At 70.6% G+C, this 16657-nt stretch carries 14 protein-coding genes and 1 tRNA gene; 9 read left to right on the forward strand and 6 right to left on the reverse strand.

Going from position 1 to position 16657, the window contains the following annotated elements; genetic code table 11:
• Positions 1-9: 9 nt before the first annotated feature.
• Entirely contained in the window at positions 10-897 is an 888-nt protein-coding gene (locus NRF20_RS33765) for a winged helix-turn-helix transcriptional regulator (protein WP_413753842.1), read from the reverse strand.
• A 110-nt stretch (positions 898-1007) separates the two neighbouring features.
• Here NRF20_RS33765 and NRF20_RS33770 point away from each other — a divergent pair, with 110 nt between their 5' ends.
• Both NRF20_RS33770 and dapD read left to right on the forward strand, forming a co-directional pair.
• Positions 1008-2237 carry an MFS transporter gene (locus NRF20_RS33770; protein WP_413753843.1) on the forward strand — a complete coding sequence of 410 codons (1230 nt, stop codon included), beginning with the start codon at positions 1008-1010 and terminating at the stop codon, positions 2235-2237.
• Positions 2238-2326: 89 nt separating this feature from the next.
• Entirely contained in the window at positions 2327-3316 is a 990-nt protein-coding gene (dapD, locus tag NRF20_RS33775) for a 2,3,4,5-tetrahydropyridine-2,6-dicarboxylate N-succinyltransferase (protein WP_398632238.1), read from the forward strand.
• Here dapD and dapA read toward each other — a convergent pair.
• Positions 3313-4197, reverse strand: a complete 885-nt coding sequence (gene dapA, locus NRF20_RS33780; protein WP_413753844.1) for a 4-hydroxy-tetrahydrodipicolinate synthase — start codon at positions 4195-4197, stop codon at positions 3313-3315. The genes dapD and dapA overlap by 4 nt on opposite strands.
• 147 nt (positions 4198-4344) lie before the next feature.
• Between dapA and NRF20_RS33785 the strand changes: the two genes are divergently transcribed.
• Positions 4345-5037, forward strand: coding sequence for a DUF4232 domain-containing protein (locus tag NRF20_RS33785; protein WP_413753845.1), 693 nt, complete (start codon positions 4345-4347; stop codon positions 5035-5037).
• 28 nt (positions 5038-5065) lie between these two features.
• Here NRF20_RS33785 and NRF20_RS33790 read toward each other — a convergent pair whose 3' ends face one another.
• Both NRF20_RS33790 and NRF20_RS33795 read right to left on the reverse strand, forming a co-directional pair.
• Entirely contained in the window at positions 5066-5509 is a 444-nt protein-coding gene (locus NRF20_RS33790) for a GNAT family N-acetyltransferase (RefSeq protein WP_398632241.1), read from the reverse strand.
• Positions 5510-5684: 175 nt separating this feature from the next.
• On the reverse strand, positions 5685-6818 hold the full coding sequence (locus NRF20_RS33795) for a lipid II:glycine glycyltransferase FemX (protein WP_398632242.1): 1134 nt from the start codon (positions 6816-6818) through the stop codon (positions 5685-5687).
• 135 nt (positions 6819-6953) lie between these two features.
• On the opposite strand from NRF20_RS33795, the gene NRF20_RS33800 reads away from it, so the two are divergent.
• Positions 6954-7667 (forward strand): antibiotic biosynthesis monooxygenase, encoded by a 714-nt coding sequence (locus NRF20_RS33800; protein WP_398632243.1) that lies wholly within the window; start codon positions 6954-6956, stop codon positions 7665-7667.
• A 13-nt stretch (positions 7668-7680) separates the two neighbouring features.
• Here NRF20_RS33800 and NRF20_RS33805 read toward each other — a convergent pair whose 3' ends face one another.
• Positions 7681-9528, reverse strand: coding sequence for an endonuclease/exonuclease/phosphatase family protein (locus NRF20_RS33805; RefSeq protein WP_413753846.1), 1848 nt, complete (start codon positions 9526-9528; stop codon positions 7681-7683).
• A gap of 197 nt (positions 9529-9725) precedes the next feature.
• Between NRF20_RS33805 and NRF20_RS33810 the strand changes: the two genes are divergently transcribed.
• The 5 genes from NRF20_RS33810 to NRF20_RS33830 all read left to right on the forward strand — a co-directional run bounded on the left by NRF20_RS33810 (position 9726) and on the right by NRF20_RS33830 (position 15286).
• On the forward strand, positions 9726-11180 hold the full coding sequence (locus NRF20_RS33810) for a hypothetical protein (protein ID WP_413753847.1): 1455 nt from the start codon (positions 9726-9728) through the stop codon (positions 11178-11180).
• Between the two features lie 219 nt (positions 11181-11399).
• A complete protein-coding gene (locus NRF20_RS33815; protein WP_398632246.1) occupies positions 11400-12860 on the forward strand; it encodes an alkaline phosphatase PhoX in 1461 nt (486 codons plus the stop codon).
• 97 nt (positions 12861-12957) lie between these two features.
• Positions 12958-13039: transfer RNA gene (locus tag NRF20_RS33820), tRNA-Ile, on the forward strand.
• Between the two features lie 357 nt (positions 13040-13396).
• The gene (locus tag NRF20_RS33825) at positions 13397-14977 is read left to right on the forward strand and encodes a TROVE domain-containing protein (RefSeq protein ID WP_398632247.1); all 1581 of its coding nucleotides are present in this window, start codon (positions 13397-13399) and stop codon (positions 14975-14977) included.
• A gap of 78 nt (positions 14978-15055) precedes the next feature.
• Positions 15056-15286, forward strand: coding sequence for a hypothetical protein (locus NRF20_RS33830; RefSeq protein WP_037711258.1), 231 nt, complete (start codon positions 15056-15058; stop codon positions 15284-15286).
• A 109-nt stretch (positions 15287-15395) separates the two neighbouring features.
• On the opposite strand, the gene NRF20_RS33835 is transcribed toward NRF20_RS33830, so the two are convergent.
• Positions 15396-16604, reverse strand: coding sequence for a TerD family protein (locus NRF20_RS33835; protein ID WP_398632248.1), 1209 nt, complete (start codon positions 16602-16604; stop codon positions 15396-15398).
• Positions 16605-16657: the final 53 nt, after the last annotated feature.

Consider the following 16657-nt stretch of genomic DNA (forward strand, 5'->3'; position numbering starts at 1 on the left):
AAGTGCCCCTCACTCGCCGGCCGGGCCTGCCCTTCGGATCGCCGTCAGCGCCGCCTGCACGCTCGCCTCGATGTCCGTGATCGGGTACAACGCCTCGCGGATCGTCCGGTCCCCGTCCACCACCAGCGTCAGCCGCTTCAGTCGGCTGGTCCCCGCCGCACGGAACGTCGGCAGCCGCAGCGCCGCCGTCAGCTCCAGCTCCGCGTCGGACAGCAGCGGGAAACGCAGCCGCTCCGCGTCCGCGAACGCCCGCTGCTCGTCCGGACGTTGGGTGGACACTCCGTGCACGGTCGCGCCCGCAGCCGTGAACTCGGCCAACTGGTCGCGATACGTGCAGGATTCGAGGGTGCAGCCGCTCGCCCCCGGGATCTCGGACCAGCCCGGCGGATAGGCGTCCCGGCGGGCGTGGGCGCTGGGGAAGCAGTACAGGACGGTGTACGGGGTGTCGGCGACCGGGTCGCGCAACACGCCGTCGTAGTCCAGCAGTCGCAGCTCGGGCAGACGCGTGCCCACCAGGGCGTGCACTCGGGCCGCCTCCTTCGACGCCTCCGTGGCCGTTGCCATCATCTCCCCGTCTCCCATCACCCAGGTGTCGCCCCAGTCCTGGAGCGCGATCAGTACGGGCAGCAGTGCGCGTCCACGCCGGGTGAGCCGGTACTCGTACCGGGGTGGCCGGTCCTGGTACGGCTCCCGGGACAGCACTCCCGCGTCGACCAGCAGTCGCAGCCGCTCGGTCAGCACCTTGCGGGACACGCCCAGCTCCTCCTGGAGGGCGTCGAAACGGTGCACCCCGCGCGCCGTGTCCCGCACGATCAGCAGGGTCCACCAGTCGCCGACGACATCGAGCGCCTGGGCGATCGCGCAGTCGGCGTCGGCCAGGCTGGTGCGCTGGGGCATGGGCTCCTCCTCCGCCGGTCTCCTGCGGCCTCTCTTGCCTGATTGACCTGTAGGAAAGCATGATGCCATAGTCCGTTCCCAAAAGAGACTCGCTTGGGAGGGTGTTGCGGATGAGGTTCTTCGGGATCGTGCGGGACGTGCCGCGCACGGTACGGCTGCTGGCCTTCGGTTCCTTTCTCAACGGAGTCGTCAGCTTCACCTTCGTCTATCTCTTCATCTATCTGACCGGCCCGCGCGGACTGACCGTCCCGCAGGCCGGAGTGATCGCGGGTGTCGGCGGCATCGGCCTGGTCGCGGGGAACTTCACCGGCGGCTGGTTCGGCGACCACTGCGGCCACCGCCGGATGCTCCTGACCGGTTCGCTGGTGAGCGGGACGGCGCTCGCCACCCTGCCGGTCCTGCCGGTCGCGGTGATGTACGGCGTGCTGCCGCTCGCGCAGTACGCGGCAGGTGTCGTACGCGCAGCCAACGCCGCACTCGTCGCCGTCTCCGTCCCCGAGGGCAGCCGGCGTCAGAGCTTCGCCCTCGTGCGGGCCGGGAGCAACGCGGCGTTCGCCGTCGGCCCGCCGCTCGGCGCGCTGATCGCCGCCCACTTCTCGTACGACTGGCTGTTCGTCGCCGACGGCCTCGGGACACTGCTCTTCGCCGGATACGCGTCGACGGTGCTTCCGGCGCACGGCACCGCGCACAACCGGCCGGTGCGCGAGCCCGGTGCACCCGGACTCCGGCGGGAGCTGCGGGCCAGGCCGGCGGTGCTGGTCCTGCTCGCCGCGATCCTCTGCGTCGACCTCGTCTACCGGCAGCAGTACTCGACGCTGCCCGTCTTCCTGTCCGACCACGGTCACAGCGCCCAGTTCTACGGCTGGCTGCTCTCCATCAACGGCGGTCTCATCCTGCTGCTGGAACTCCCCGCGGCGCACGCGCTGCGCCGACGCGCTCCGCTGGGCATCGTGGGCACCGGGCTGCTGCTCGTGGGGCTGGGATACGCGGTGCTGATCCCGGGGGCCGGGGCGCTGTTCGCCGTCACCATGATGGCTTCGCTGACCGCGGGTGAGATCCTCTACAAGACCACCGCGACGGCGTACGTCGCCGACCAGGCTCCCGCCCATGCGCAGGGCCGCTTCCAGAGCCTGTACGCGGGCGCCTCCATCAGCGGCCAGGTGCTGGCGCCGCCGCTCGGCGGGGCCCTCTACGCCGCCGCGCCGGGACTGCTCTGGCCGGCCTGCGCGGTACTGGCGGGTGGTGCGGGGGTGGCGGTGCTGGCGGTGCGGCGGCCGCGCGGGCCGGTGCGCGAGGAAGCTCCCGGACCGGCACCCGAACGGCAGGCGCAGCCCGGCTGACCGGGTGGTCGTGGGCTCCCGGGGACCGCGCGCGACCATCCGGCGAGACCGGTTGGCTCCGGCGGTGCCTCGCCGGTTAGGTTCGTGTCATGACCGACACGACTCCTGCTCGCACCACCGGCGCCGTCGCCGCCGGCCTCGCCACCATCGCCGGCGACGGTTCCGTTCTCGACACCTGGTTCCCCGTCCCCGAGCTCACCGCCGGGCCCGGCCCGGCCGGAACCGAACGGCTCACCCCCGACCAGGCCGTCAACCTCCTCGGCGAGGGCGCCGCCAAGGCCATCGGCGTGGACGCCCGCCGCGGTGTCGAGATCGTCGCCGTACGTACGGTCATCGCCTCGCTCGACGACAAGCCGCTCGACGCGCACGACGCGTACCTGCGCCTGCACCTTCTCTCGCACCGCCTCGTCCAGCCGCACGGTCAGAACCTGGACGGCCTCTTCGGCCTCCTCACCAACGTCGCCTGGACCTCGCTCGGCCCGGTCGCCGTCGACGACGTGGAGAAGGTGCGGCTGAACGCCCGCGCCGAGGGCCTGCACCTCCAGGTCACCTCGGTCGACAAGTTCCCCCGGATGACGGACTACGTCGCGCCGAAGGGCGTCCGGATCGCCGACGCCGACCGGGTCAGGCTCGGCGCGCACCTCGCCTCCGGTACCACCGTCATGCACGAGGGCTTCGTCAACTTCAACGCGGGCACCCTCGGTACGTCGATGGTCGAGGGCCGGATCTCCGCCGGTGTCGTCGTCGGCGACGGCTCCGACATCGGCGGCGGCGCCTCCACCATGGGCACCCTCTCCGGCGGCGGCAAGGAGCGCATCGTCATCGGCGAGCGCTGCCTGATCGGCGCCGAGGCCGGTGTGGGGATCGCGCTCGGCGACGAGTGCGTCGTCGAGGCCGGGCTCTACATCACGGCCGGCAGCCGCATCACGCTGCCGGACGGCCAGATCGTCAAGGCCCGTGAGCTCTCCGGCGCCTCGAACATCCTCTTCCGCCGCAACTCGGTCACCGGCGCCGTCGAGGCCCGCCCGAACAACGCGGTCTGGGACGGCCTCAACGACGTCCTGCACAGTCACAACTAGCTCGTGGCGGCGAGGAGTTCCTCGTACACCCTCCGCAGCCCGTCGGTCGCCTCGCGCCCGGCGGGCTGCAGCGGTTCCCGGACCGGTCCGGCGTCGAGCAGAGCCTTCGCCGTGACCGTGCCGGGCAGTCCGGACGCCATCATCAGCTCGGCGAGCGGGACGGTCAGCCGGTTGAGCCGGGCGGCCCCCGCGGTGTCCCCGGCGTCGAAGGCGTCCAGGACCGCCCTCAGCTGCCGGGGCGCGACATTGGCGACCGTGCTGACATAGCCCGCCGCGCCCACCGCGTACAACGGCAGATTCAGCTCCTCGCAGCCCGAGTAGTACGCCAGCGAGGTCGCGCCGATCACCTTCGTGGAGCCGAGCAGGTCGTACGCGCAGTCCTTCACGGCCACGATGCGCGGGTGCTCCGCGAGCCTCATCAGGGTCTCCGGCTCGATGCGCGTGCCGGTGCGGCCGGGGATGTCGTACAGCATCAGCGGAAGGCCGGTCGCGTCGGCGACGCGGCAGAAGTGCGCTTCGACGGCGGCCTGCGGCGGTCGGCTGTAGTACGGCGTCACCACCAACAGGCCGTCCGCGCCCGCCTGTTCGGCCTGCTGGGCGAGGGTCACGGTGTGCCGGGTGTCCGAGCTGCCGACCCCGGCGACGATCGGCACGCCGTCGCCGACCGCCGCCCTGACCGCCCGCAGCAGTGCGGTCTTCTCGGCGTCGGTGGTGGTCGGGGACTCGCCGGTGGTGCCGCTGAGCACCAGACCGTCGCAGCCGTCGGCGACCAGCGAGGCGGCATGCTTCCGGGCGGCGTCCTGGTCCAACGCGCCGGAAGCGGTGAACGGCGTGATCATCGCACAGAGCGCACGGCCGAAGGGGGCTACAGGTGCTGTCATCCCTGAAGTGTCGGTCGGTCGAACCGTGAAGGTCCACTTAGTTCTTCTTGGGGTGAAGAGGAAGAAATGCTCAACAATTGTGGGAGGAGGTTCCGCGCTCTGGCATGATCGAACGCCTCTGCGGCAGGCCGACACGGGGGCGGGGTCATGAGCATGCGGGCACTGAAGCGGGCGAGGGCCGGGAGACGGAGGCCGACGGCGGCCGTGCTCATGGCCGGGGCGCTGGGCCTGTCGCTCTCGGGATGCGCCGGGTTTCTCGTGCCGGCGGGCGAGGGCGAGCCGGAGCCCACCCCGAGCGCCTCGTACGGGGTGCACGCCGACAAGCTGCCGTCACCGTTTCCCAGCATCTCCGCCACGCTCCCCGACCGGCCACCGCCTCCGGCGGCGCAGGGACCCGCCCCCACACCCACCGCGGGCGCCGGCTGCCCGTCCTCCGGAGTCGTCGTCGACATGGGCGAGGTCGAGGCCGCGCTGGGCCACCGGGCCGTCGGCCTCACCCTCACGAACTGCGGCAGCAAGCCGTACCGCGTCGACGGGTATCCGTCCGTCCGGGCCCTGGACGAGGCCGGTGACCCGCTGCCGGTCCCGGTGAATCCGGGCTCCTCGTACATGGGGAGAGACCCGGGCCCGAAGGAGGTCATGCTGAAGCCGGGAGAGACGATGCGGTCGCTCCTCGCCTGGGTCTCCACCCCGACCGGCGGCGACCTCATCGAGGGCGACGCGCTGGAGATCGCACCGGCCCCCGGCCTGGAATCGCGCACCTTCCCGCTGGAGGGCAGCGACGTACGACTGCTCGACGAGCTGAACATGACCGCCTGGCGAACCGAACCGCCCCGGTAGCCCGGCAAAAAGGGAATCGAAAAGGAAATCAGAGAGCGAGCTTGAACCCTTCGTGGCTGCGGGCGAAGCCCAGTGACTCGTAGAACCGGTGCGCGTCCGTACGCCGCTTGTTGCTGGTCAGCTGCATCAGCCCGCACCCGCGCAGCCGGGCCCGGTCGACGGCCTGCTTCATCAGCTCCCGGCCCAGTCCGCCGCCCCGCCGGTCGGCCCTGATCCGTACCGCCTCGATCAGCGCCCGCTCCTCTCCGTGCTTGCCGAGCCCCGGTATGTAGGTCGCCTGCAGACAGCCCAGGACGGTGTCGCCGTCGACCAGTACGAGCATCTCGTTGCGCGGGTCGCTCTCGATGGCGGCGAAGGCCTTCTCGTACGTGTCGCCGACCACGACCGAGGCAGGGTCGACGACCCGCTCCTCGTCTTCGAGGAGGGCGAGCACGGCGGGCAGGTCGGTGCGGGTGGCAGTACGAAGGATCACGCCCCGGAGTCTGGCACGGGCGCCGGAGCGCTCAGTAACCCGGAGTACTCAGTACCCGGACAGCGGTGCGGCCGCGTGGCCGACCGGCACGGTGCGCGTGACCCAGGGGCCCGCGCCGCCGGCCCCATCCCGTCCGGGAACGGGATGCCGTCGACGCTCCTTGGGGCCGGCCGGGTCAGCGGCGTGCCATGTAGAGGGCGAAGGCTTTGTGGAGCACCTTGTTGATCGGGTAGTCCCACTCGCCGATGTACTCGGCTGCCCGGCCGCCGGTGCCGACCTTGAAGCGCAGCAGGCCCAGGAGATGGTTGCTCTCGTCCAGGGTGTCGGTGATGCCGCGCAGGTCGTAGACGGCCGCGCCCCTCTCGTGCGCGTCGCTCATCATGCGCCACTGGATGGCGTTGTTCGGCTGGACCTCGCGCTTGCGGCCGGTCGAGGCGCCGTAGGAGTACCAGACGTGGTTCCCGACGGTCAGCATCGTCGCCGCGGCGAGCGTTTCGCCGTCGTGATGGGCGAGATAGAGCCGCATCCGGTCGGGGTCCTCGGTCCGCAGCGCGGTCCACATGCGCTGGAAGTAGACGAGCGGGCGGGGGATGAAGCGGTCGCGCTCGGCCGTCTCGCGGTACAGCTCGTAGAAGGCCGGAAGGTCCTCGTAGCCGCCCTCGACGACCTTGACCCCGGCCTTCTCCGCCTTCTTGATGTTGCGCCGCCACTGCTGGTTCAGATTGCTCCGGATCTCCTCCAGCGACTGCCCGGCGAACGGCACCTGGAAGACGTACCGGGGCTGTCCGGCACTGAAACCGTCCTCGCCGCCCTCCTCGCCCTGCTGCCAGCCCAGTCGGCGCAGCTGCTCCACGACCTGGGCGGCCTGCGGCTCGTTCACATCCGCCTCCACATCGCGCAGCCGTCCGGTGGCCGGGTCGGCGATGGCGTCCTTGACGGTCCCGGCGTCCCAGCGCCGGGCGACCACCGGTGGGCCCATGCGCACCGAGAACGCACGCTGTGCCTTCAGGTGCGCCAGCATCGGATCCAGCCACCGGCTCAGACCGGCGTCGTGCCAGTCGATGACGGGGCCCTCCGGCAGATAGGCCAGATAGCGCCGCACCCGGGGGATCGGCCGGTAGAGGACGAGCCCGGCTCCGACGATCCGTTCCGGGCCGGTGCCGTCCCGGTCGAACCAGCCGATGCTCCCCGCGCGCCAGTCGGGCTTCACATCGCCCCACGACGGAACCTGCATATGGCTCACGGCGGGCCGGCTCGCGACGAACGCCAGATGTTCCTCCCGGGTGATCGTCTTGAGGCGCAGCTTCATGCGGTACTCCGTTCGTTGTCCTGTCGGTGGCCTGACGGTGTCAACGGGGAGTGTTGTTGACCTCAAGCGCACTTGACGTATCAGGGTGGTCGGCAGCGGCGCACCGCATGGGTGCACCATTCAGGAGGACCCGCCATGAGTGTGCAATTCGAATCCCGTCCCGATCTTGCCCGTAATGACGTCGGACTGGTCAAGGCGAGCACCTGGGATGTCGGCACCCCCGAGCGGCAGCGGCAGACGGTCGAGGCCATTCGCAAGGCGTGGGACAGCCGTGAGTGGCCGCATCCGGGGCTGCTCTCCTACACCGTCCATGTCGGTGAGGACGGGAAGACGCTGTTCCACTACACCCAGTGGAGTGAGGGGCAGGCGTATCAGGACTTCTTCCGGCACGGCCGGGACGAGCGCAACGCGGACATCGACGCCGCCGTGCCGGGCATCCGGCGGCTCGGGCTGCACACCCTTGAGCTGTACCGCTCCGCCCTGCCGCGGGAGGGGGACGGGCGGGAGCCGGGGTGCGTCGTGATCGTCGACGTCGAGTTCGAGGGGGCGGACAAGGCGCGGCAGCGGGACTGGGTGGACACCGTGTTCGAGGCGTTGGGGACCGATCCCGCGCCCGCCCCCGGCGGCATCTCCGGACACTTCCATGTGAGCACCGACGGAACGCGCGTACTCAATTACGCCGAATGGCAGAGCGCGCAGGCCCATGCCGACGCGGTGGCCGGGCCCGGTGACGGGATCGGGTCGAGGACGCCGCAGTGGGGGCGGGTGCAGTCGTACCCGGGGGTCATCGGCTCAGGAGTGCACCGGTACACGCCCGCGCTCAGCATGAGGCCGAGGGCGGGCGCGTGACGTCGAGCGGGGGCTACGGGCGGAAGCGGAGCACCTGCGGGTCGTGGTCGCTGTTCTGGTCGGCGAACTCGGCGTTGATGTGCACGCTGTCGTAGTGGAAGTCGTCGATCGACGGGCTGGTCAGGATCTGGTCGAGGACCTGGGTGTTGCCCTGGTAGACGTACGAGTAACGCTCCGGGCGCGGCAGGGACTTCACCGCCGGGTACAGCACGCCACCGGCCGTCAGCGCCTTTGTCGTGCCGGAGAACTCGAAGTCGTTGATGTCGCCGACGACCAGGACGTCCGCGTTCTTCTGGACGCTCAGCAGCTTCTCGACGAAGGTGTTGACCGCCTCGGCCTGCGCGTGCCGCTGGACCTCCGACGAGCGGATCGGCGGCTGGTGCTGCGAGACGATCGACTCGTCGCCGCCCTTGGAGGCGAAGTGGTTGGCGACGACGAAGACCGTACGGCCGCGGAAGCTGAACTCTCCGGCGAGCGGCTTGCGGCTGTTCTGCCACGCCGCGTTCGCCGGGTCGATCCGGCCGGGGGAGAGGGTCAGGGCCGCCCGGCCCCGCTCCCGTACGACATCGGTCGCCGTCGTCGCGTCGCCGCCCGCGCGGTCGGTGAACGACACCCGCTCCGGGTTGAAGAGGAACACCTGGCGGATGTTGCCGCCGGGCTCGCCGCCGTCCTTCTTGTCCTCCGGGTCTATGGAACGCCACTCGTACGCCGGGCCGCCCGCCGCCACGATCGCGTCGGTGAACTTCTTGACCGTTCGGTCGGCGGCGACCGTACCGTCGTTCTTCGCGCCGTTGTTGTCCTGGATCTCCTCCAGCGCCACGATGTCGGGCGAGGCGAGGTTGTCGACCACGGCGGCGGCGAGCGCGTCGAACTTCTCCTGCGGGTCGCTCGGGTCGAGGTTCTCGACGTTGTACGTCGCCACCGCCAGCTCGCCGCCGCGCTGCTTGCGGGTCGTCTCCCGGCGCAGGCCCTTGCCGGTGACCGTGCCCAGGGTGCGGGCGGTCAGCGTGTAGCCGCCGTATTGGTTGAAGTCGAGCGGCCCCTCGGTCGTACCGGACAGCACATCACCGACATCGGCGGTGGGGAAGGGCTGCTCGGCGAGCGGCACCAGCGACTGGATCTGGAGCCGGCCGGTGTTCTGCGCGGTGTACGAGCCGTAGACCGTCCCGCCGCGGCGGCTCGCGTTCTCGTGCGGCTTCACCGTCACCCACAGCTCGGCGTGCGGGTCGGTGGCGCCGACCACCCGCGAGGCGCCGATGCGGATGTTCATGCCCTCCAGGGACTCGTAGTAGTCCAGGGCGTGGCGGGACGGGGAGAGGGGGAGCGCGTCGATGGAGCCGCCCGCCGCGGGGTCACCCTCCGGGGCGTACCGCGAGGGGACCGAGCGTTCCGAGACCGTCACCGGCGCGGGCAGCGCGTTGCCGGAGGACACCACCGCCACGGTGGGCTTGCTGATCTGGGTGAGCGACTGATTGCCGGAGGAGAGGCCGCCCGGGACGTACTCGGTGACCGTGCCGGAGACCGTGACCGCGTCACCGACCGCGACGGTCGGCGCGGAGCCGGTGTAGACGAAGACGCCCTCGCTGGTGGCGGGGTCGGCGTCGGGCTCGGGGTCCTGGAACCAGAAGCCCTTCGAGCCGTACGTCCGCACACCCGTGACGATGCCCGCGACACCGCTGACCTGCCGGCCGGTGAGCGGGGATATCCGGGTGGTGCCCTGGATGTCGTGGATCCGGACCTGGCCGTCGGCGGACGGGGAGGCGGACGCGGACGTGGTGGCTGCGCCGGTGAGCAGGCCCGCGGCGAGCGCAGCGGTGATCACGGCGGAGACAGCGGTCGTTCTGGACGATGCGGCGGGCATCACGGGCTCCGGGGGTATCGAGGGTCAGGAGTGGAGGTCTACGCGCGTCAATCTCTTGTGTGGGCAAGGCAGTTGTCAAGGTCCCCCGGGTGGACGGCCGCTGTCCGTCGCAGGAACCGGGTGGCATGGGGCGAAATGCGTCTACGCTTGGGCCGCCTGAACCCGTACGCCCCGTACGTCCCGAGGAGAACCACCTGATGTCCGCAGAGCGCCCCACCCTGCCGCCCGTACGGCTGCACACCGAGGCCGAGCTGGCACGGGACGCGCTCGCCGCGCCGCTGCTCGCCCGCGCTGTCCGGCTCGCCCGCTGGGCGGGCCCGGAGACCCGGGTCGGCGCCGGAGGCGAGCTCGTCGAGGAACAGCTGCCCGCGGCGGCCGAGCACCTCGGCCTCACGGCGGACGAGGACGGTGCCGCGGAGGCGAGCGAGGCGTGGCGGCTCGCGGTCGACACGGGGCTCGTCGACGTCGAGGACCCGGAGGAGGCCGCGGGAGAGGACGCGGAGGGGACCGCCGCCGCCGGTGAGAACCTGGCGCTGATCACCGGCGGTTCACCGCAGGACGTTCTCTCGATCTGGCTCGACGGTCTGGAGGCCGTCCACGCCGACGCCACCGCGCCCGTCTTCGAGGATTTCGCCGATCTCGTCGGCGAGGACGGCTCGATCGACTTCGAATCTCTGGACTGGGACCCGGAGGTCGAGGCGGAATTCCTCGACGGGGTCCTCGGCAATCTGTATCTGCTCACCGTCGGCGACGGCGGAGCGGACGTGGCGCCCGTACCACTGCCCGCGCTCGCCGCGTCGATGATCGTGCCCGACGACATGGGCGAGCCCACCGACGACGTCCTTGAGCAGGTGTCCGAGGCGATGATGCGCCTCGACGACCAGTTCCGGGTCCTCGAACCCATCGGGATCGTCGAATACCGCCCGCTGGACGAGGCGTTGCTGGCCGAGGAGGGCGAGGACGCCACCCCGCCCGCCGACGACGAGGACATCACCCGGTACGGAATGGTGAAGCTGACCCCGCTCGGCCTGTACGGCATCCGGGCCCGGATGCTGGAGGCGGGAGTGGACGCCCCGGCGATCGGCGACCTCGCGGACAAGGACGCCGACGCACTCCTCGGCGGCATCGCGTACTACCCCGAGACGGCGGCGCGCAGCGAGGTGGAGCTGTGGCTCACCCGGCGCGGCGCGGACGGCGCCGCGGCCGAACTTCTCGCGGCGGCACGCGGCGCGGACCGGCAGGCACCGCTGCGCCGCCTCCACTGCCAGCAGGCGCTCGCCCTGGTCGGCGCGGAGGCGGAGCCCGCGGTGCGCGCGGTATTGGACGACCCCGAGCTGGGCGGCCTCGCACGGGTCTGGCTCGCGGAGCTGGGCGCGGCGGACGTACCCGCACCGCCGGAGTCGATGATCTTCTGGCTCGCCATCGACACGATCGCGGCCCAGCTGGAGTCCGAGGGCGATCTGGAAGAGCTCCAGGGCCTGGTCGAGGGCCTGGCCGGCCAGCACAGCGGCTTCTTCGACGAGGCGTGGCGCGTGGAGCACCCGGCGACGGCGGACGTCCTCGAAGCGATGGGGCGGCTGCACAGCGACAAGAAGAAGGCCAAGGAGGCCCGCAAGTCGGCGTTCAAGGCGCGGTCGCGGACAGGGGCCTGAGACCCAGGCGGTTGCGCCGTCCGCTCACGCGGGAGGCGTGAGCGTGGCGGTTCGCGGCGGACGGCACGGACCGGGCGCGTCATCCACTCCGGCCGACCGCATCCGGCCAACTGCACAGGAAGGATGCCCCTCGACGTCGTCCGTAGTTCAACTGGTGTTGGTGCAGGGGCGCGACTGTGGGCGCGCCAACAACTCGCCCAGTTGCTCCAGGAGTACGTGATGCCCTTCACGCGCAGGGAATTCACCAGAACGTCCGCCCTCACCGGTGCCGGCATCGCCCTGACCGGTACGGTCGCCGCGCTGGCCACCGCGCCCGGTGCCCTGGCCGCAGAGGACTCGAAGCACGGCCACGACGGCCACGGCCACGACCACGGTCACAGCCACGAGCCCGGCTACGGCCCGCTGATCGCCGACCCCGAGGGACTCCTCGCGCTGCCCGCCGGCTTCTCCTACAAGGTCATCACCCACAGCGGTGTCACCAAGCTGGAGTCCGGCGAGTACACCCCCTCCAACCACGACGGCACGGCCACCTTCGAGGGCCCGCGCGGCGTCACCCTGCTCGTCAACAACCACGAGCTGAGCGGCACCCGCGCCGGCTGGGAGCACCCGGTGCCGCTGGCCGAGGGCCTCGTCTACGACCCGGTCGCGGCCGGCGGCTGCACTGTCGTGGAGACCCGCCGCGACGGCCGTACCGCCGAGTGGGTCGGCATCGCCGGTACGTCCACCAACTGTGCGGGTGGTGCCTCCCCGTGGGGCACTTGGCTCACCTGCGAGGAGACCGAGGACAAGGCCGGCAAGAACGGCCTGCTCAAGGACCACGGCTACGTCTTCGAGGTCGACCCGTACGACAAGCGCGCCAACCGTGACCCGCGCCCGATCAAGGCGCTCGGCCGGTACGCCCACGAGGCCGTCGTCATCGACCCCAAGCGCGGCCACGCCTACCTGACCGAGGACGCCGCGGGCCCCAACGGACTGCTCTACCGCTGGGTTCCGCCGCACGGCTTCCGGCACGGCCGCGGCCAGCTGCGCACGCTCGCCGACGACGCCGGTGTCCTCCAGGCCACCAAGTGCTTCGACAGCAGCGGCAAGTTCGTCGACGACCTGTCCCGCGCCACCAAGATCGGCACGGTGTACGGCGTGGACTGGGTCGACGTACCCGACCGTGACGCGAAGACCGTCTCGGTGCGCAAGCAGTTCGCTGACAGCGAGGTCACCCGCGCGCGCAAGCTCGAAGGCATGTGGTGGGGCGACGGCGGCGCGTACATCGTCTCCTCGTTCGCCCGCGCGGAGAGCCCGGTCCAGCACGACGGCCAGGTCTGGTTCTACGACCCGAAGCGCCGCACGCTGACGCTGAAGGTGCTCCTCGGTGTGAACGCCGACCCGTCGAAGGACGGCGCCTTCGACGGCCCGGACAACATCACCGTCTCGCCGTACGGCGGTCTGGTCATCTCCGAGGACGGCAACGGCATCCAGCACCTGTTCGGGGCGACCGACAGCGGCCGCACGTACCCGATCGCCCGCAACGAGCTGAACATCGGCAGCGAACAGGAGCCGGAGTACAGCGAGTTCACCGGTGTCACGTTCTCGCCCGACGGCAGGACGCTGTACGCCAACATCCAGACGCCGGGCATCATGCTGGCCATCACCGGTCCGTGGAAGCGCCAGCCGAACCGCCACTGACGGCCGGTACCGCCAGAGGTCACCCGCACCGGATTCGCGCGAGCGCAATTCCCTCGCGTGTAATTCCCTCGCGCTCGGTGGAGTTCCCCCTCTAGAGTCCTGTCTGTGTCCAGGTGCGCAGGCAGGACCTACTTCCACTGATAATGGGGATGTCGCGGGTTCGAGTCCCGCCACCGGATTTTGTTCCGGTGTAGCTCAGTTGGCAGAGCACCTTCGTCGGTTCCGCCGACCCTGATCTCTGGACACCACAACTTCATCAGCAATGACTGCATGCACCTCCCGGTGCGCAGGCTGCGGCTACTTCTTGCCATGAAACTGCCGCCGCCGACTCTGATCTCGGGAGGCACAGACATCGGGGGGTGCCCGGTGCGCAGGTGACGGATACTTCTCGGATCTGACGGTTGCGGGTTCAAGTCCCGCCCGGCCACGGCCGGTAGCTCAAAGCGGTAGAGCATCAGGCAAGCCCGTCGCCGACTCCTGATCTCGGGCACCCTTTTCCCGCTGTGCCTTCTCCCAATGAATTCGGGGGAATTCACATGGCACGCTTCAACATCCGCATCACCAAGCCCCGTGCCACCTCGCCCGTGAAGTCGACCGGGCGCACCGCGCCGACCCACCAGGGCGGCCGTGGATATCTCCGCGACAATCGCTCCGAGCTCTTTCTGCTCGCCGTCGCCAATTTCGTTGCGCAGCAGACCTTTTACGAGGACGGCGAGCAGCGCGACAACCGATTCGCCGAACTGGTGCGGGTGCTCGCCGTCGGCGACCCCGAGTGGACCGCCGGTCTGCTCCACTGGCTGCGCCGCGAGGGCCAGATGCGTACCGCTTCGATCGTCGGCGCCGCCGAGTACGTGAAGGCACGGCTCGACGCGGGTGCCGAGGACGGACCGTCCAACCGGCAGGTCGTCGACTCCGTCCTGCTGCGCGCCGACGAGCCCGGTGAACTCCTCGGGTACTGGACCTCGCGCTACGGCCGTGCCGTGCCCAAGCCCGTCAAGCGCGGCATCGCCGATGCCGTGCGCCGCCTCTACAACGGCAAGTCGCTGCTGAAGTACGACACCGCGTCCAAGGGCTACCGCTTCGGCGACATCCTGAACCTGGTGCACGCCTCGCCGGATCCGGAGAAGCCGTGGCAGGGCGAGCTGTTCCGGTACGCACTCGACCGCCGCCACCACCCGGAGGCGGCCGTGGTGCCGGCCTCCGACCGCACCCTCACCGCGCACCGTGCGCTGATGGAGCTGCCGGTCGAGGAACGGCGGGCAGTGGTCGACGGTGCGGACGGTGCGGACCGGCTGGCTGCGGCGGGCATGACCTGGGAGGCGCTGGCGGGCTGGCTGCAGGGGCCGATGGACGCCAAGGCCTGGGAAGCGGTGATTCCGTCGATGGGCGCGATGGCGCTCGTCCGCAATCTGCGCAACTTCGACGAGGCGGGCGTCTCGGACGAGGTCGCCGCGCAGGTGGCTGCGAAGATCTGCGACCCGGCAGTGGTCGCCGCGTCGCGGCAGTTCCCGTTCCGCTACCTCGCCGCCTATCAGCACGCGCCCTCGCTGCGCTGGGCACACCCGCTGGAGAAGGCGCTCGGCCACTCCCTGGGCAATGTGCCCGCGCTGCCGGGGCGGACGCTGATCCTGGTCGACCGCTCGGGCTCGATGTGGTCGCCGCTCTCGGACCGCTCGCAGCTCAACCGGGCCGACGCCGCCGCGATCTTCGGTACGGCGCTGGCGCTGCGGGCAGCCGATGCCGATCTGGTGCAGTTCGGCACGAAAAGCGCACCGGTGACGTATCGCCGGGGCGAGTCCGTGCTGAAGGTCCTGGAGCGCTTCGGTGACCTCGGCGGCACCAACACCGCGGAGGCGGTGCGCCGGCGCTACCGGGCCCATGACCGGGTACTGATCGTCACCGACGAGCAGGCGTCGTTCTCGTACGCCGCGGATGCCACCGCGGCCGTGCCGTCCGGCGTGCCCGTCTACACCTGGAACCTGGCCGGATACCGGGTCGGGCACGCCCCGTCGGGAGGCGGGAACCGCCACACCTTCGGGGGTCTTTCGGACGCGGCGTTCCGCATGGTGCCGCTGCTGGAAGCGGGCCGGGACGCGGACTGGCCCTGGAATCGCTGATTACGAATCCGGCATCAGTGCGCCCCCAGGAGTGGACGGGCATGGCGTCGGGCGTTCCCAGGGCGCATACTCAAGGTAATGAAACAGTCAGCCGGATCCCGGCGCCACCTGCCTTCCAGTCCCTTCAACCGCCCGGCCCAGGCGGCCCCACCGGTCGAATTGTTCGATGTGGGCGACAGGGTGTCGCACGACCAGTTCGGACTCGGTCGCGTCCTTGCTGTCGAGGGCGACAACGACGCAGTGCTCATCGACTTCTCAGGGCGACAGGGGAGGATCCTGAGCCCGTACTCCAAGCTGACCAAGCTCTGAGAGAGGCGGCGAGCACGCACAGCGTCCGCGTCCCCGTCACGCTCTCCGGCTTCAGGGGCACCTGGCATTCGCAGGTGCCCCTGAAGGCGTGTCGGAAGCCTTTGCGGGGTTACAGCGCCTGGGCGGCGGGTTTCACCATGCCTCGGACGGTGCGGGACTTCACGAAGTCGCCCATGGCCGTCATCTCCCACTCACCGGAGAACTGCTTGATCAGCTTGGCCATCATCACGCCGGTCTGCGGCTCGGCGCCGGTCAGGTCGAAGCGGACCAGTTCCTCGCCGGTGGTGGCGTCGATCAGCCGGCAGTAGGCCTTGGCGACGTCGGTGAACTTCTGGCCGGTGAACGAGTTGACCGTGAAGACCAGACCGGTCGCCTCCGCCGGGATCCGGCCCAGGTCGACGACGATCACCTCGTCGTCACCCGCGCCCTCGCCCGTGAGGTTGTCGCCGGAGTGCTTGATCGCGCCGTTCAGGATGGAGAGCTTGCCGAAGTAGCAGCTGTCCAGGTGGTTCCGGTTGGGGCCGTAGGCGATCACCGACGCGTCGAGGTCGATGTCCTTGCCGCGGAACGCGGGCTCCCAGCCGAGGCCCATCTTGACCTGGGAGAGCAGCGGGCGGCCGCCCTTGACCAGGGAGACCGTCTGGTTCTTCTGGAGGCTGACCCGGCCCTTGTCGAGGTTGATCTTGCCGGAGGCGGCGGGCGCGGGCGGGGCCGGCGGCGCTGCGGGGGGCGCAGGCGCGGCGATCCGCGGGTCCACCGGGGCGGCGGCGGGCATCGGGGGTGCCACGGGTGCGGGTGCGGGCGCGGCGGCGGGCTCCTCTTCGACCGAGACGCCGAAGTCGGTGGCGATACCGGCCAGTCCGTTCGCATAGCCCTGGCCGACCGCGCGGGCCTTCCAGGCGCCGTTGCGGAGATAGACCTCGATGACCACGAGCGCCGTCTCGGTGCCCAGCCGGGGCGGGGTGAAGGTGGCGAGCACACTGCCGTCGTCGGCGTTGCGCACGGTCGCGGTGGGCTCGATGCCCTGGAAGGTCTGGCCCGCCGCATCCGGGCTCGCCGTGACGACGATCTTCTCGATGCCGGACGGGACCGCGGTGGTGTCCACCACGATCGCGTCCGGTGCGGTGCCGCCGCCGGAGCGGTAGGTTACGCCGGGGCCGGCGGGCTGGTTGTAGAAGATGAAGTCGTCGTCGGAGCGCACCTTGCCGTCGGCGGTGAGCAGCAGGCCCGAAACGTCGAGCCGCACCGGTGCGGAGACGTCCACTGCCACGCGGGCGGCGGAGAGAGGGATGTTCGAGCCGGGGGTCATAGCGGTCATGCACGGGGTAACGAACGACCGCGCTTTGCCGTTCCCTTACCTTCACCAGCCTT

The organism is Streptomyces sp. R-74717, assembly GCF_047305335.1.
Taxonomy (GTDB): domain Bacteria; phylum Actinomycetota; class Actinomycetes; order Streptomycetales; family Streptomycetaceae; genus Streptomyces; species Streptomyces atratus.

Excerpts from the sequence above, each read along its gene's own strand:
- NRF20_RS33835 (WP_398632248.1), bottom strand. The coding sequence starts at position 16,604 with ATGACCGCTATGACCCCCGGCTCGAACATCCCTCTCTCCGCCGCCCGC.
- NRF20_RS33830 (WP_037711258.1), top strand. The coding sequence starts at position 15,056 with ATGAAACAGTCAGCCGGATCCCGGCGCCACCTGCCTTCCAGTCCCTTC.
- NRF20_RS33765 (WP_413753842.1), bottom strand. The coding sequence starts at position 897 with ATGCCCCAGCGCACCAGCCTGGCCGACGCCGACTGCGCGATCGCCCAG.
- NRF20_RS33770 (WP_413753843.1), top strand. The coding sequence starts at position 1,008 with ATGAGGTTCTTCGGGATCGTGCGGGACGTGCCGCGCACGGTACGGCTG.
- NRF20_RS33810 (WP_413753847.1), top strand. The coding sequence starts at position 9,726 with ATGTCCGCAGAGCGCCCCACCCTGCCGCCCGTACGGCTGCACACCGAG.
- NRF20_RS33825 (WP_398632247.1), top strand. The coding sequence starts at position 13,397 with ATGGCACGCTTCAACATCCGCATCACCAAGCCCCGTGCCACCTCGCCC.
- dapA (WP_413753844.1), bottom strand. The coding sequence starts at position 4,197 with ATGACAGCACCTGTAGCCCCCTTCGGCCGTGCGCTCTGTGCGATGATC.
- NRF20_RS33795 (WP_398632242.1), bottom strand. The coding sequence starts at position 6,818 with ATGAAGCTGCGCCTCAAGACGATCACCCGGGAGGAACATCTGGCGTTC.
- NRF20_RS33800 (WP_398632243.1), top strand. The coding sequence starts at position 6,954 with ATGAGTGTGCAATTCGAATCCCGTCCCGATCTTGCCCGTAATGACGTC.
- NRF20_RS33785 (WP_413753845.1), top strand. The coding sequence starts at position 4,345 with ATGAGCATGCGGGCACTGAAGCGGGCGAGGGCCGGGAGACGGAGGCCG.
- dapD (WP_398632238.1), top strand. The coding sequence starts at position 2,327 with ATGACCGACACGACTCCTGCTCGCACCACCGGCGCCGTCGCCGCCGGC.
- NRF20_RS33805 (WP_413753846.1), bottom strand. The coding sequence starts at position 9,528 with ATGCCCGCCGCATCGTCCAGAACGACCGCTGTCTCCGCCGTGATCACC.
- NRF20_RS33815 (WP_398632246.1), top strand. The coding sequence starts at position 11,400 with ATGCCCTTCACGCGCAGGGAATTCACCAGAACGTCCGCCCTCACCGGT.